The following is a 13391-nucleotide window of genomic DNA, read 5'->3' as shown; positions in this document are numbered from 1 at the left end:
GTGACGCCGCGTCAATATGTGCTGGCCGGCGCACTGGGCCTGACCGTGGCCGCCACCGTGTGGCTGGCCACGCAGCCGGACGACGAGGCCCCGGTGGCGGCCGCCCGGCCGCTGCGCGCGGCCGACCGGGTGGGGGCGCGCGCCGCCTTGGCGGCATCGGCACCATCGACCGCCGCTGCCACAGGCGCGGCCGCCTCGGCCCCGGCGCGCCCCGCGTGGGCCGAGGTGTCGGACGCGCAGCTCGCCGCTTGGCAGCCCCCGCCGCCTCCGCCCGCGCAGGCCGTGCCTGCCCAGGCCAGCGTGCAGCCCCCGCCGCCGCCGCCCGTGGCGCCGCCCGCGCCTTACCAGATGATCGGCCGTTTGATCGAAGGCGAGGGCGCGCGCGCGGTGCAGGTGGCCTTGCTCAGCGGCCCGAACAAGGCGCTCAGCGTCAAGGCCGGCGACGTGCTCGACGGCCAGTGGCGTGTCGAACAGGTGTCGGACGCCGGTGTGCGCCTGACTTGGCTGCCCGGCCCGCTCCCTCAGACGATTGTTTTCAAGGCTGTGCCATGAACGACCACCCCCAACGGCCTTGGGCCGCCCCCTGCGAGGGGGCACCGCTGGCGGCCCGGCAGAGCCGGTGTCGCGGCGGTCGCTCGATCGGGACCGTCTGGCGCGGAGACCTCGCATGAAGAAGCTGATTCCGTTGCTGCTTGTCGCCCTGCTGACGGCCTGCGCCAACCCGGCGCTGCGCCAGGCCGAAGACCTGGGCCGCGCCAACCAGTGGCCCGCGGCCTTGCGCGTGCTCAACGACGCCGTGGCGCAAGACCCGGCCAACCCGCAGCTGCGCGCTGCGCAGGTGCGCGCCCGCGAGCAGGCCACGGCCCGGCTCATCCTGCAGATCGAGGCGCTGCGCGGCGCCGGGCGTTGGGATGAGGCGGCCGCGCTGCTGAGCCAGCTGGCCCTGGCCGACGCCAAGCACCCGCGCCTGGCCGCGCTGACGACCGAAGTCGAACGCAGCCGCCGCCAGGACGTGCAGTTGGCCGCAGGCCGCGTCGCGTTGAAAGAAGGCCGCATCGACCGGGCCGACGCCACCGCCCGCGAGGTGCTGGCCGAGTCGCCCCAACACCCCGGCGCCCGCCTGCTGGCCAGCCAGGTGGCCCAGGCGCGGCCGCTGGAGTCGGCGGTGGGCGAACTGGGCGCGGCTTTTCAGAAGCCGGTCACGCTGGAGTTCCGCGACGCGCCGCTGCGCCAGGTGTTCGAGTCCCTCGCCCGTTCCAGCGGCGTGAACTTCGTGTTCGACAAAGAGGTGCGCGGTGATGCCCGCGTGACGCTGTTCCTGCGCAACGTGACGCTGGACGAAGCGATGCGCATCCTGCTGAACACCCAGCAGCTGGACCGCAAGCTGCTGAACGACACCTCGGTGCTGATCTTTCCCAACACCTCGGCCAAGCAGCGCGAGCACCAGGAGCTCATCACCCGCACGCTCTACCTCACCAATGCCGATGTGAAGCAGGTGCAAGCCCTGGTGCGCACGATTGCCAAGGTGCGCGACATCCACATCGACGAGCGGCTCAACCTGCTGGTGGTGCGCGACACGCCGGAGGTGCTGCGCCTGGTGGAGAAGCTCATCGCCTCGGTGGACCTGCCCGAGCCCGAGGTGATGCTGGAGGTGGAGGTGATGGAGCTGGCCACCGACCAGGTCGAGACGCTGGGCCTGCAGTGGCCCGAGACCGCCAGCCTGGGCATCAGCGACGCGACCGGCAACATCCCGGCGCAAGTGTTCGTGGGCGGACGCAACCCGATCAACTTCCGCGCCAGCATTGCCAACCCGGCGGTGGTCGCCACGCTGCGTGGGTCGGCCGGCAACACCAACACCTTGGCCAACCCCAAGATCCGGGTGCGCAACCGCGACAAGGCCAACGTTCACATCGGCCAGAAGCTGCCGGTGTTCACCACCACCACCAACTTCACCGGCGCCACGTCCGTGGCCGCGTCGGTGAATTACCTGGACATCGGCCTCAAGCTCGATGTCGAGCCCACCATCCAGCTCGACAACGACGTGGTCATCAAGGTGGGCCTGGAGGTCAGCAACCTGATCCGCCAGGTGGCCGGCCCTGGCGGCACCACGGCTTACGAGATCGGCACGCGCAAGACGGCCACCACGCTGCGCCTGGCCGATGGCGAAACCCAGGTGCTGGCCGGACTCATCAACGACGAGGACCGCAAGAGTGCGTCCGGCATTCCGGGCTTGTCGCGCATTCCGCTGCTGGGGCGGCTGTTCGGCACGCACAGCGACACCCGCAACAAGACCGAAGTGGTGCTGCTGATCACGCCGCGCGTGGTGCGCAACCTGGCCGTGCCCGATGCCTCGCTCACGCGCTTGCCCAGCGGCGTGGACGGCAGCCCCGGCGCCTTCAGCAGCCTGTTGCGCCGCGATGCCCGCGTGGGCGGCGCGCCGGGCACGGCTGGCAGTGCAGTGCCGGCGGTGAGCCCCGCTGTCAGTGCGACCGCGCCTGCGGCAGCACCCACGCCGCCCGCCGCGCCCACCGAAGCCGGCCTGAAGCTGGACGTCACACCCCAGGTGCCCGCGGGCGGCACGGTGTCGGTGGCGCTGAAGAACGATAGCGGCCTGACCATCAAGGGCGAGGTGGAGTACGACGCCACCCGGCTGGCCCCTGCCCAACCCCTGCCCGGCAGCACGCCGGGCCGCTACCCGGTGGAGCTGTCGCCGCGCGGCGACCGGGTGGTGGTGCTGCGCGCGCTGCCGGCTGCCGCGGGCCAGGTGCTCAACATCAGCCTGGGCGCGCTGCAGGCGAGCGGGCTCAATGGCGAGACCGCAAGCGTGCGGGTCGATGGCTCGGGCCTGCTGACCGTGGACGCGGCCCGTTGATGGACGCAGGCCGGCTCCTCGCACACGGCGCCCCGCCGGGGCGCGCGGTGCGCGGCTTCACGCTGATCGAGATGCTGGTGGTGCTGGCCATGCTCGGCGTGCTGGCGTCGGCGGCGCGGCCGCTGCTGGAGTTGTCGGTGCAGCGCAGCCGTGAACATGAGTTGCGCCAGGGCCTGCGAACCCTGCGCGAAGCGCTGGACGCCTACCGCCGCGCGACCGAAATCGGCGCCATCGCCCGCAGCCCCGAAGACAGCGGCTACCCCGCCCGGCTGGACCTGCTGGTGGACGGCGTGCCCGACGCGCGCTCAGCCGAGGGCCGCAAGCTGTACTTCCTGCGCCGCCTGCCGCGCGACCCCTTCGCACCGGCCGACCTGCGTCCCGCCGAGACCTGGGGCCTGCGCGCCTACGACAGTCCGCCCGACAACCCCCGCGCCGGCAAAGACGTGTTCGACGTGTTCTCCCGCTCCGAGCGCCTCGCGCTGGACGGCACACGGCTGAAGGACTGGTGATGCGCCCCGCGATGCCACTGCTTCCCGCCGCGCGCCGCACCCGACGCGGCTTCACGCTGATCGAGCTCATCGTGGTGATGGCCATCGTGGCGCTGCTGGCGTCCATTGCCGCGCCGCGCTACTTCGCGTCCCTGCACAAAAGCAAGGAAGCGGCCTTGCTGCAGTCGCTGACGACCCTGCGCGACGCGCTGGACCAATACGCCGCGGACAAGGGCCGCTACCCCGAGTCGCTGCAGGAACTGGCCGCCGCCCGCTACGTGCGGGCCATTCCGGAAGACCCGTTCACCGCCCGCCACGACACCTGGGTGGAACTGCCCCCGCCGAGCGAGATGCAGACCAGCGGCCGGGTGTGGGACGTGCGCAGCGGCGCGGCCGGGCGCTCGGCCGACGGCAGGCTGTATGCCGACTGGTGAGCCTGCGGCACGGTGCCGTGGGCAGCGCGGCTACAGCTACCTCGCCGTGCTGCTGCTGGTGGCCCTCACGGCCGCGGGCCTGGCGGCGCTGGGCCAGGCCTGGCACACCGCCGCACAACGGGAGCGCGAGCGCGAGTTGATGTTCCGCGGCGCCGAGATTGCCCGCGCGCTGGCGGCCTACGCCGAAGCCACGCCCACGCCGCCGCAGCAATACCCGCGCAGTCTGGAGGAGTTGTTGGTCGACGACCGCGGCCCCCAGGTGCGGCATCACCTGCGCCGCCGGTACGTTGACCCGTTCACCGGCGAGGCCGACTGGGAGTTGGTGCCCGAGGCGGGCCAGCCCGGCCGCTTCAGCGCGGTGCGCAGCCGGTCCACGCAGCCGCTGCTGCGCGCTTTCGCCCCCAACGGCGACCCGGTGCGACAGGCGCGCGATCTGGTGTTTGCGGCCCGCGACCATGGGCGCGAGGCCCTGACCTCGCCCAGCGTGGACCCGGCCCAGGCGGCCGCCAGCGCCGCGAGTGCGGCCAGCGCGGCCTCCGCCGCGACCCGCTGACCTGGCGCTCTGCAGGAAAAACCCTGAGCCCAAGCGCGACAAGCATCCAGAAAAACCCTAGACCCCCCTGCTTGGGTGCCGGGGAATTTGGGATAGGCGTGAATTTTGCCGCGCCCAGAATCGGCACCCCAGTCAGTCCCAACTTCTAGGGACTGTCGGCAGGGCATCCAGCGATGGGTCGATCAGGCTGTCAGAGATGTCGCAGCGCCAACAGCGCTGCTCGCCTGCACGGAGTTGATTCAACTTGCACAGAAAGAGAGAAGTTTGATGAAGAAGGCTTTGACCACGCTCGCCTTGGCGATGGCTGCTGCCGCCGCCTCGATGAGCGCGCAGGCAGGCGTGCTGCGCACCACGATCAATTTCGAGGCGCCGATCGATGCGTCCCCGTTCCTGAGCTACCCCGGCTCGAATCTGCTGGGCAGTGGTGACGAGTTCTACCAGGCCGGCCTGGCAGGCCGCACCATGTACTTCAGCCCGTTCTCCAACTCGGCCTCGGCCGTGGCGGGCGATCTGGTGGGCTTCATGGGCAACGGCTCCGACGCCAGCACCTGCTGGAGCATCACCTGCCCCAGCAACAACCCGAGCACCTACCTCGGCCTGCTGGACGACGCCGTGATGGTGATGGGCTCGACCGATGGCTTCCGCTTCTCGGTCAAGAACTTCAAGGCCAGCTTCATCAGCAACGGTGATCCGATCGCGGCCATCCCGGGTTACGTGCGCCTGCAAGGCATCCGCAACGGCGCGTCCACCATCGCCACCTTCGCGCTGACCGGTCTGGACGCCAACGGCGCCCTGAACTTCGGCACGATCAACACGGGCACCTTCGGCAACATCGAGTTCGACTACGTGTACGCCTACGGCTTCGCCTGCCCGACGCCGGGCGTGGCGGGCAGCTGCTCGGCCTTCTCGACCGACCGCGCCCAGTTCGCGTTGGATGACATCACCATCGAGCACGTGCCCGAGCCGGCCAGCCTGGCGCTGGTCAGCCTCGCCGGTCTGGCTGCTGCAGGCGCACGCCGCCGCCGCGCCGCCTGATCCCCGCACACGCCGACAAGGATTCTGAGATGAACATGAAGATGAAGCCCGCCGCACTGGCGACGCTGGTTCTGCTCTCCGGCCTGGCCACGAGCTCCTTTGCGCAGGACCGCAAGACCTACATCGTCCAACTGAAGGACGAACCCGCTGCCTCCTACCAAGGCACCGTGCCTGGCTACGCCGCCACGCAACCCACCGCCGGCGAACCGTTCCGCTACAGCAGCGCTGCGGTGCAGGCCTATGTGAACTACCTGAGTCAGCAGCAAAGCAACGTGCTGTCGCTGGTGGGCAACGCCCCCGTGCTGGCCACCTACAACACGGTGTTCAACGGTTTTGCGGCCAGCCTGACGGATGACGAGGCCCGTGCGCTGAGCGCCAATGCCCAGGTGGCCGGCCTCTGGCAAGACGAAGCCCGCAAGGTCGACACCATCTCCACCAGCAAGTTCCTGGGCCTGACGGCTGCGGGCGGCCTGTGGTCGCAGTCCATCGGTGGTTCGGCCATCAAGGGCGAGAACATGGTGGTCGGCATCGTTGACGGCGGCATCTGGCCTGAGAACCCCGCGTTCTTCGACCGCGTGGATGCCAACGGCGTGCCCAGCAACAACCCCGCCGACGCCCTGGCCTACGGCCCAGCACCGGCCTCGTTCAGCGGCACCTGCGTGGCAGGCCCCGGCATCGACCCGGCCAAGCACTGCAACAACAAGCTGATCGGCATCCGCCACTTCAACGCCGGCTTCAAGCAGTCCGGTCAGACCCTGCACTGGACCGACTTCCCCGATTCCGGTCGTGACTCCGTGGGTGGCGCCACCGGCCACGGTGGCCACGGTGACCACACCGCCTCGACGGCGGCCGGCAACGCCAACGTGACGGCCATCGTCAACGGCCTGGCCCTGGGCCAAGCCTCCGGCGTTGCCCCGCGCGCTCGCGTGGCCTCGTACAAGGTCTGCTGGACCTACGACAACCCGGCTGCCACCGACGGCACCGGCAGCCAAAACAGCTGCTACACGTCCGACTCGGTCTCGGCCATCGACCGTGCCGTGGCCGATGGCGTCAACGTCATCAACTTCTCCATCAGCGGCTCGCAGACCTCGGTCAACGACCCGGTGGAACAAGCCTTCTACCGTGCCGCGCTGGCGGGCGTGTTCGTGGCCGCTTCGGCCGGCAACAGCGGCCCGGGCACGGCTGTGGCGCACGTCAGCCCCTGGCTGACCACCGTGGGTGCTTCCACCCACGACCGCGCCTTCTCGGGCGATGCAACGCTGGGCAACGGCGCCAAGTACACCGGCTCCTCGCTGACCCAAGGTTCCGTGGCTGCTGGCACGCCCATGATCCGCGCCGAAGACGCGGGTCTGGGTGGCAACGCCAGCCTGTGCTTCAGCGATGCGGCCGCCGCGGCAGCCGCTTCGCAAGTGACGCTGGATCCCGCCAAGGTCACCGGCAAGATCGTGGTCTGCACCCGCGGCACCAATGCCCGCGTGGACAAGAGCCTGGCCGTGAAGAACGCCGGCGGCGTCGGCATGGTGCTGGTGGACAACGGCGCGGGTCCCGTGGCCGAAGCCCACTCGGTGCCGACCGTGCACGTGTCGGCCGCTGACGGCGCGCTGATCAAGACCTATGCCCAGACCGCCGGTGCGACTGGCGCGGTGAGCAATTTCTACATCGGCACGACGGCAGCGCCGTTCATGGCCAACTTCTCGTCGCGTGGCCCCAACCAGGGCGACAGCAACGTGATGAAGCCGGACCTGACCGCACCGGGCGTGGACATCATTGCGCAGGTGACGCCGGCCCTGAACCAGGCCGACCGTGACGCCGTGGCCAACGGCACGCTGGTGCCGGGCGCTGCCTGGGCCTCGTACCAGGGCACGTCGATGTCCAGCCCGCACGTGGCGGGCCTGGCACTGCTGCTCAAGCAAGCCCACCCGACCTGGGGTCCGGGCGCCATCAAGTCGGCGCTGATGACCACGGCGTACTCCACGCTGAACGACGGCGTGGCCGGCCTGTCCAACGGCCTGCTGCCCTGGTCGCAAGGCGCGGGCCATGTGCAGCCCAACGTCGCGACCGATCCGGGTCTGGTCTACAACGCCGGCAAGAACGACTGGGTCAAGTACCAGTGCAAGGTGAACCGCGCTGCGGTGTCGCCGGCCTCGGACTGCACGACCATCGGCACCCTGGGTGAAACCTACGAACTGAACCTGCCGTCCATCACGGTGGGCACGGTGGTGGGCAGCGTGAACGTGCCGCGCACGGTCACGAACGTGGGCGCCACGACGGCCACCTACACCCCCGCCATCAGCCTGCCGGGCTTCACCACCACGGTGACGCCGGCATCGCTGACCCTGGCACCGGGCGCTTCGGCCAGCTTCACGGTCAAGATCACGCCGACCACGGCGGCTGAAGGCGTGTGGAGCTACGGCCAACTGGTGTGGACCGATGGCTCGCACAACGTGCGCATCCCGGTGCAGGCCAAGGTGGGCAAGTCCATCACGGCTCCGGCTGAACTGACGGCCAACACGGCTTCGGGCACCCGTTTGATGACCGTGCGCACCGGCTTCAACGGTCGCATGGGCTCCAAGGTGGGTGGCTTCAAGGACGTGACGATGAGCCCGGCGGCCACCCTGACGCCGCAAGCCATCAGCAGCACGGGTCTGAAGGCCGTCTGCCAGGCCGGCGTGGACACGGCCAGCGTGAAGGTCTACAGCTTCACGGTGCCGGCCGGTGCCATGGTGGCGCGCTTCGCGCTGCGTGATGCCGACGTGGGCGCTGCCGGTGACGACAACGACCTGATGGTCCTGTACCCGAACAACACCACCAGCGTGTACTCGGGCAACGACGGCTCCAACGAGGCGGTGCAAATCACCGCCCCGACCGCCGGCACCTACAAGGTGTGCGTGGCCGCCTACGGTGGCGATGGCCCGACGATGACCCACCAGCTGTCCAGCTGGATCGTCAGTCCGGGTGAAGGCACGGGCATCCGTGTCGCGCTGCCGAGCCAGGTCTACGCGGGCAGCACGGCCACCGTCGGCCTGACTTGGTCGGGCCTGCCCACGGGCAAGCGCGTGCTGGGTGGCTTCCAGTTGACCGACCTGTCGGGCAACGCACAAACCACCACGGTGCTGCGTGTCGTGACCGACGGCAGCGTGCCGGTTCTGAACGAGCCGGCCACGGTGTCGTCCAAGGTGTCCGAAGTCGCCAAGGCGCAATAAGCGGTCCCGTCACCGGTCGCCCGCGGGCGGCCGGTTGCACCGCCAGCCGCAGGTCGCAAGGCCTGCGGCTTTTTTATGCCTGTCGCGCGGGTTGGGGCGGGTCAGCGTGCGGCGTCAGCTGCGCTGCGCAGCTGGCAGCGCCCTGCGGTGCAGACGGCGCCGGGGTCGGGGGTCACCGCGCAGTTGGAGCGCAGGCCGCGGGCGTCGTTTTCCTGGCGTTGCGCTTCGGCCAGGCGCTGGGCTGTGGCGCGCACGCGTTCGGCGTGGGCCGACTGCGGTGCCCAGGCCCAGTAGCCGGCAGGCCCGCCGCAGGCTTTGGCGCCAACGGGCAAGGTGGCGCATTGGGCGTCGGCCGTGCAGGCGGCAGGCTCCACCAACGCGCGCAGTTCGCGCGTGAGGCGCAAGGACTCGGGTTCGCTCGCGGCGGCAGCCGGTGGCGCCGGGGCAGGCGTCACGGGAGGGTGGGCGCAGGCGTGCAGGGCGACGCACAAGGCGGGGAGGGTGATGCCGGTGATCCAGGGGCGGAGCTTCATGGCCGGATCTTGCGGCGCGCCGTGCCCCTTTGGCAACTACGATGCGGTGATGCGCAAGGTGATGCTTGGGATGCTGGCGTGGTGGGGTGTGGTGGCGGTGCAGGCTCAACCGGCCTGCTCCATCGATTTGCTGCCAGCCCTGGACAAGATCAACGCCTTGCGGGCGCAGGGCGCGATGTGCGGCAACCGCCGCATGGCGAACGCGGGCCCGGTGCGGGCGCATCCGGCGCTCGATGCCAGTGCGCGGAGTTTTGCGCAGGACCTGGCGACCCAAGACCGGCTGTCTCACCTCAACACCGCAGGCCAGGCCCTGCGTGCGCGCCTGCGCGAGAGTGGCTATGCCATGCGGACCGCTGCCGAGAACGTGGCCGGCGGTGCCGAGACGCTCGACGAGGTGCTGGAGCAGTGGATGGCGAGCCCCCTGCACTGCGAGAACCTGATGGCCCCCGAATTTCAGGAATTCGGACTGGCCTGTGCGACCGGTTCCGGGGCGCTGGAGCGCTTTTGGGTGCTGCAGCTGGCGCAGCCGGCGCGGGCGCCCTGACCCGGCGCCGCTCGAGGGCTCAGATCCAGCCCAGGTCGATCGCGCGCAACACCGCCTGCGTGCGGTCGCGCACGCCCATCTTGGAGAAGATGGCCGAGCAGTGGTTCTTGATCACGCCTTCGCTGTTGCCCAGCAGGGCCGCGATCTCGGTGTTGGAGCGGCCGCTGGCCACCAGGCGCAGCACCTGCAGTTCCTTCGGTGAAAGCGGGTCCGGGTGATCGGCCGCCGTGAACGCGCGCTCGCCCCCTTTGGCTTCCATGCGGGTGGTGAGCGACGGGCGCAGCGCGGTGCCGCCGGCGTGCACGTCGCGCAGCGCCTGGGCCAGCGTCTCGGGGCTGATGGCCTTGAGCAGGAAGCCGCGGGCGCCAGCGCGCACGGCTTCGTCAAAGGCGGTGGTGTCGTCGAAGGTGGTGAGCAGCACCACGGGCAGGCGCAGCGCGCGCGCGGCCAGCGCGCGGATCAATCCGATGCCGTCCAGCCGCGGCATGCGCATGTCCGACAGGATCAGGTCGGGCATGTCCTCGGCGGCCGTGGTGTTCAGCCATTCCAGCGCTTCGGCGCCGTCGCTGGCCTCGCCCACCACGCGCAGCTCGTCGTGCAGCGCCAGCAGCCCCTTCAGGCCCTCGCGCACCAGTTGCTGGTCTTCAACCAGCAGGATCTTGATCACATCCATCGCGGACATCTCAATTCGATTCGGAAACCCGGGCTGGTGCGCGTCACACGCATCTGCCCGCCCAGTTCGGTCATGCGCTCGGTCATGCCGGACAGGCCATTGCCAGCCCGGCCGGTGTGCCAGTGCGGCGCACCCCGCCCATCATCGTCGATGCTGACGCTCACCTCGTCGCCTTCACCGCGCAGTTCCACCTGCACCCGCCGCGCGCCGGCGTGGCGAACGCTGTTGGTCACGCCTTCCTGCACGCTGCGCAGCAGTGCGTGCGCGGTGCGGGGGCCGAGGTCGCGCGCGGCGTCGTCCAGCGTCAGCTCGATGCGGGTGCTGGCAATGCCCTCGGCCAGCGCCTGCAGCGCCGCCGACAGGTTGATGCGCCGCGAGCTGCGCTGCTGCGACACCGCCTCGCGCACATCGGCCAGCAGCTGCGCAGCCACGCCCTCGGCGCGGCTCATGGCCTGGCCGGCGCCGCCCGTGTCATTGCGGGCCAGCAGCGCGCCGCCCAGCTGCAGTTGCAGGTTCAGCGCCGTGAGGTGGTGGCCCATCAGGTCGTGCAGCTCACGGGCGATGGTCATGCGCTCGCTGTAGCGCATCTGCTCGGCCAGCAGCTGCTCGCCGGCGGTCTGCTCGGCCAGCACGGCCTGCAGCCAGCGGCGCTTTTCGCTCTCGGCCGCGGCCATGCGGCCCAGGCCGAAGGCCAGGCCGTGCAGGGCCAGCATGGATGACAGCAGGCCGAACTGGTCCCACCAGGCCGCGGCCTGCGGCGCAGCGTAGATGCCGGTGTTCAGCAGCACCTGGGCGAAGCCGAAGCCCAGCGCCAGCCGCGCCGGCAGCAGCACGGCGGCCAGTGCCGTGACGAGGAAGGGCAGGCCGGGCGTGACGCTGTAGGCCAGCAGGTCCACCAGCAGCAGCCAGGCCAGCCGGCGGTTCACGGCCACCACGCTGCCGCCCTGGCTGGCCAGGCGCCACATCAGCGCCACGAACACCAGCAGCAGGGCCACGCACAGCAGCAGCAGGCCGCGGTCATTCACGCCGCCGCCGGCCGCGCTCCACAGCCGGGCCAGCAGCCCGTCGTAGGGCTCGGTGCGCGCGCCAGCCAGCGCGGCGCCGGCGCTCACCAGCTCCATCACGCACACCACCAGCGCCGCCAGCCGCAGCACCACGCCGGGCTCGGCCAGGCGCGCCAGCAGGCGATCGAAACGGGTCATGCCAGGGCGGCCGAGATGACGCCACCGCCCAGGCACACCTCGCCGTCGTACAGCACGGCGCTTTGCCCCGGCGTCACGGCCCATTGCGGCTCGGGGAAGCGCAGCAGCAACTGGCCGTTGGTAGCGAACCCCACGCTGCAAGGCGCGTCGGCCTGGCGGTAGCGGGTCTTGGCCGCGGCGGGGCCGGCGGCGGGCGGCTGGCCGGAGATCCAGCTCAGGTCGTCGGCCGCCAGGGCGGGGCTGAGCAGCAGCGGGTGGTCGTGCCCCTGCACGGCGATCAGCGTGTTGTTCGGAATGTCTTTGGCGGCCACGAACCACGGCTCGTGCTCGCCGCCGCCGCGCTGCGCGCCCTTGTCCTTGAGCCCCCCGATGCCCAGGCCCTGGCGCTGGCCCAGCGTGTAGAAGCTCAGGCCCACGTGCTGGCCGAGCTTGCGACCGCGCTCGTCCTTGATGGGGCCGGGCTGGTGCGACAGGTACTTGTTCAGGAACTCGCGGAACGGCCGCTCGCCGATGAAGCAGATGCCGGTCGAGTCTTTCTTCTTGGCGTTGGGCAGGCCGATCTCGGCGGCGATGCGACGCACTTCCGTCTTGGGCAGATGGCCGACCGGGAACATCGCCTTGCTGATCTGCGCCTGGCTCAGGCGGTGCAGGAAGTAGCTCTGGTCCTTCAGCGGGTCCAGCCCCTTGAGCAGTTGGAACTCGCCGTCCACCTCGCGCACGCGGGCGTAATGGCCCGTGGCGATCTTTTCCGCGCCCAGGCGCATCGCGTGGTCCAGGAAGGCCTTGAACTTGATCTCGGCGTTGCACAGCACGTCGGGGTTGGGCGTGCGGCCGGCCTGGTACTCGTGCAGAAAGCTCTCGAAGACGCGGTCCTTGTACTCGGCGGCAAAGTTGACGTGCTCGATCTCGATGCCCAGCACGTCGGCCACTGAGGCGGCGTCCAGGAAGTCCTGACGCGTCGAGCAGTACTCGTCGTCGTCATCGTCTTCCCAGTTTTTCATGAAGATGCCGACGACCTCGTGCCCCGCCTGCTTGAGCAGGTGGGCGGTCACGGCGGAGTCCACGCCGCCGGACAGGCCGACCACGACGCGGTGCTTCTTTTCTGCGGAACTCATGGTTCCGGATTGTCCCAAATGGGCTGCTCAGCCGGCGGCAAACAGGGTTTCGGCGCGCTGGTACAGCACCCAGCTGGTGGCGATGTACTTGTCGCCGCCGCGCGGGCGGTTGCCGCGGTGGGTGTGGGTGAAGCCGCCCGGCGCGATCAGCAGGCTGCCGGTGCGCGGTTCGATCTTGCGGCCCTGGTAGAGGAACTCCGTCTCGCCCTCGGCAAAGTCGTCGTTCAGATAGACCGTCCAGAGCACCGCACGGTGCAGGGCCTCGCCCTGGTCCAGCCGCGGGTACTGCTCGCAGTGCCAGTAGGGGTAGCCGCCCTCGTCGGCGCGGTAGCGCTGCAGGTTGATGGCGCCCGGGCGGAACACCTTGGCGATCAGCCCCATCAGGTGGGCGTCGGGCAGCGCGGCCACGCCGTCTGCATCCAGCAGCGCCATTGAGCCGTCGGGCTGCTGCATCTGCAGCTTCAGTGGCGCGAGCGCCAGGTGCGCGTAGCGGCGCAGGTAGTGCTTGAGCCCGGCAATCACCGCGTCGTTCAGCAGCGCGCAGGCATCGGCCCATTCGGGGTGGCGGCTGATGGCGAGGTCCCAGCTGTCCTTGAGCGTCACATCGACGCCGCTGCCGGTTTCGCCGCGCTGCAGGTGCGGGCTGGCCTCGAAACGCGCGATCAACGCGCGGCAGGCATCAGGGCTCAGAGCCTGGTCATAGACCTCGATGAAATCGGCGGGCGCAGTCATGGGGGCC

Annotated in this window: 13 protein-coding genes; 8 read left to right on the top strand and 5 right to left on the bottom strand. The window is 70.2% G+C overall.

All coding sequences use genetic code 11. The annotated features are described in order from the left end of the window. From ACG01O_RS15865 to ACG01O_RS15835, 7 genes are all read left to right on the top strand, one after another. The gene (locus ACG01O_RS15865) at positions 1 to 552 is read left to right on the top strand and encodes a hypothetical protein (protein ID WP_394386050.1); all 552 of its coding nucleotides are present in this window, start codon (positions 1 to 3) and stop codon (positions 550 to 552) included. 115 nt (positions 553 to 667) lie between these two features. Further along, positions 668 to 2872, top strand: a complete 2205-nt coding sequence (locus ACG01O_RS15860; protein WP_394386049.1) for a secretin and TonB N-terminal domain-containing protein — start codon at positions 668 to 670, stop codon at positions 2870 to 2872. Further along, positions 2872 to 3381, top strand: coding sequence for a type II secretion system protein (locus tag ACG01O_RS15855; RefSeq protein ID WP_394386048.1), 510 nt, complete (start codon positions 2872 to 2874; stop codon positions 3379 to 3381). Before ACG01O_RS15860 ends, ACG01O_RS15855 begins: the two co-directional genes overlap by 1 nt. Positions 3382 to 3392: 11 nt before the next feature. Beyond that, positions 3393 to 3794, top strand: coding sequence for a type II secretion system protein (locus tag ACG01O_RS15850; protein WP_394386047.1), 402 nt, complete (start codon positions 3393 to 3395; stop codon positions 3792 to 3794). Then, positions 3781 to 4347, top strand: coding sequence for a hypothetical protein (locus ACG01O_RS15845; protein WP_394386046.1), 567 nt, complete (start codon positions 3781 to 3783; stop codon positions 4345 to 4347). The genes ACG01O_RS15850 and ACG01O_RS15845 overlap by 14 nt, the downstream gene beginning before the upstream one ends. 267 nt (positions 4348 to 4614) lie before the next feature. Then, on the top strand, positions 4615 to 5382 hold the full coding sequence (locus tag ACG01O_RS15840) for an NF038120 family PEP-CTERM protein (RefSeq protein ID WP_394386045.1): 768 nt from the start codon (positions 4615 to 4617) through the stop codon (positions 5380 to 5382). Positions 5383 to 5411: 29 nt separating this feature from the next. Continuing rightward, positions 5412 to 8585, top strand: coding sequence for a S8 family serine peptidase (locus ACG01O_RS15835; protein WP_394386043.1), 3174 nt, complete (start codon positions 5412 to 5414; stop codon positions 8583 to 8585). Between the two features lie 101 nt (positions 8586 to 8686). Here the strand turns inward: ACG01O_RS15835 and ACG01O_RS15830 are convergent, their stop codons facing one another. Further along, the gene (locus tag ACG01O_RS15830; protein ID WP_394386041.1) at positions 8687 to 9118 is read right to left on the bottom strand and encodes a hypothetical protein; all 432 of its coding nucleotides are present in this window, start codon (positions 9116 to 9118) and stop codon (positions 8687 to 8689) included. Between the two features lie 49 nt (positions 9119 to 9167). On the opposite strand from ACG01O_RS15830, the gene ACG01O_RS15825 reads away from it, so the two are divergent. Beyond that, on the top strand, positions 9168 to 9662 hold the full coding sequence (locus tag ACG01O_RS15825) for a CAP domain-containing protein (protein WP_394386040.1): 495 nt from the start codon (positions 9168 to 9170) through the stop codon (positions 9660 to 9662). A 19-nt stretch (positions 9663 to 9681) separates the two neighbouring features. Here the strand turns inward: ACG01O_RS15825 and ACG01O_RS15820 are convergent, their stop codons facing one another. From ACG01O_RS15820 to ACG01O_RS15805, 4 genes are read right to left on the bottom strand one after another with little or no spacing between them, the layout of a single operon-like run. Beyond that, positions 9682 to 10344, bottom strand: a complete 663-nt coding sequence (locus ACG01O_RS15820) for a response regulator (protein WP_394386038.1) — start codon at positions 10342 to 10344, stop codon at positions 9682 to 9684. Then, a complete protein-coding gene (locus tag ACG01O_RS15815) occupies positions 10326 to 11537 on the bottom strand; it encodes a sensor histidine kinase (RefSeq protein ID WP_394386037.1) in 1212 nt (403 codons plus the stop codon). Before ACG01O_RS15815 ends, ACG01O_RS15820 begins: the two co-directional genes overlap by 19 nt. After that, positions 11534 to 12652, bottom strand: a complete 1119-nt coding sequence (mnmA, locus tag ACG01O_RS15810) for a tRNA 2-thiouridine(34) synthase MnmA (protein WP_394386036.1) — start codon at positions 12650 to 12652, stop codon at positions 11534 to 11536. The genes ACG01O_RS15815 and mnmA overlap by 4 nt, the downstream gene beginning before the upstream one ends. 27 nt (positions 12653 to 12679) lie before the next feature. Continuing rightward, complete coding sequence (locus ACG01O_RS15805) at positions 12680 to 13384, bottom strand: 2OG-Fe(II) oxygenase (protein WP_394386034.1); 705 nt, start codon at positions 13382 to 13384, stop codon at positions 12680 to 12682. Positions 13385 to 13391 lie beyond the last annotated feature (7 nt).

This window comes from Pelomonas baiyunensis (assembly GCF_043555935.1).
GTDB classification, from domain to species: domain Bacteria; phylum Pseudomonadota; class Gammaproteobacteria; order Burkholderiales; family Burkholderiaceae_C; genus Pelomonas; species Pelomonas baiyunensis.
The sequence above is the reverse complement of the archived record's forward strand: the minus strand, read 5'-3'. Positions and strand labels throughout refer to the sequence as shown.

Excerpts from the sequence above, each read along its gene's own strand:
- ACG01O_RS15860 (WP_394386049.1), top strand. The coding sequence starts at position 668 with ATGAAGAAGCTGATTCCGTTGCTGCTTGTCGCCCTGCTGACGGCCTGC.
- ACG01O_RS15855 (WP_394386048.1), top strand. The coding sequence starts at position 2,872 with ATGGACGCAGGCCGGCTCCTCGCACACGGCGCCCCGCCGGGGCGCGCG.
- ACG01O_RS15850 (WP_394386047.1), top strand. The coding sequence starts at position 3,393 with ATGCCACTGCTTCCCGCCGCGCGCCGCACCCGACGCGGCTTCACGCTG.
- ACG01O_RS15845 (WP_394386046.1), top strand. The coding sequence starts at position 3,781 with ATGCCGACTGGTGAGCCTGCGGCACGGTGCCGTGGGCAGCGCGGCTAC.
- ACG01O_RS15840 (WP_394386045.1), top strand. The coding sequence starts at position 4,615 with ATGAAGAAGGCTTTGACCACGCTCGCCTTGGCGATGGCTGCTGCCGCC.
- ACG01O_RS15835 (WP_394386043.1), top strand. The coding sequence starts at position 5,412 with ATGAACATGAAGATGAAGCCCGCCGCACTGGCGACGCTGGTTCTGCTC.
- ACG01O_RS15830 (WP_394386041.1), bottom strand. The coding sequence starts at position 9,118 with ATGAAGCTCCGCCCCTGGATCACCGGCATCACCCTCCCCGCCTTGTGC.
- ACG01O_RS15825 (WP_394386040.1), top strand. The coding sequence starts at position 9,168 with ATGCGCAAGGTGATGCTTGGGATGCTGGCGTGGTGGGGTGTGGTGGCG.
- ACG01O_RS15820 (WP_394386038.1), bottom strand. The coding sequence starts at position 10,344 with ATGTCCGCGATGGATGTGATCAAGATCCTGCTGGTTGAAGACCAGCAA.
- ACG01O_RS15815 (WP_394386037.1), bottom strand. The coding sequence starts at position 11,537 with ATGACCCGTTTCGATCGCCTGCTGGCGCGCCTGGCCGAGCCCGGCGTG.
- mnmA (WP_394386036.1), bottom strand. The coding sequence starts at position 12,652 with ATGAGTTCCGCAGAAAAGAAGCACCGCGTCGTGGTCGGCCTGTCCGGC.
- ACG01O_RS15805 (WP_394386034.1), bottom strand. The coding sequence starts at position 13,384 with ATGACTGCGCCCGCCGATTTCATCGAGGTCTATGACCAGGCTCTGAGC.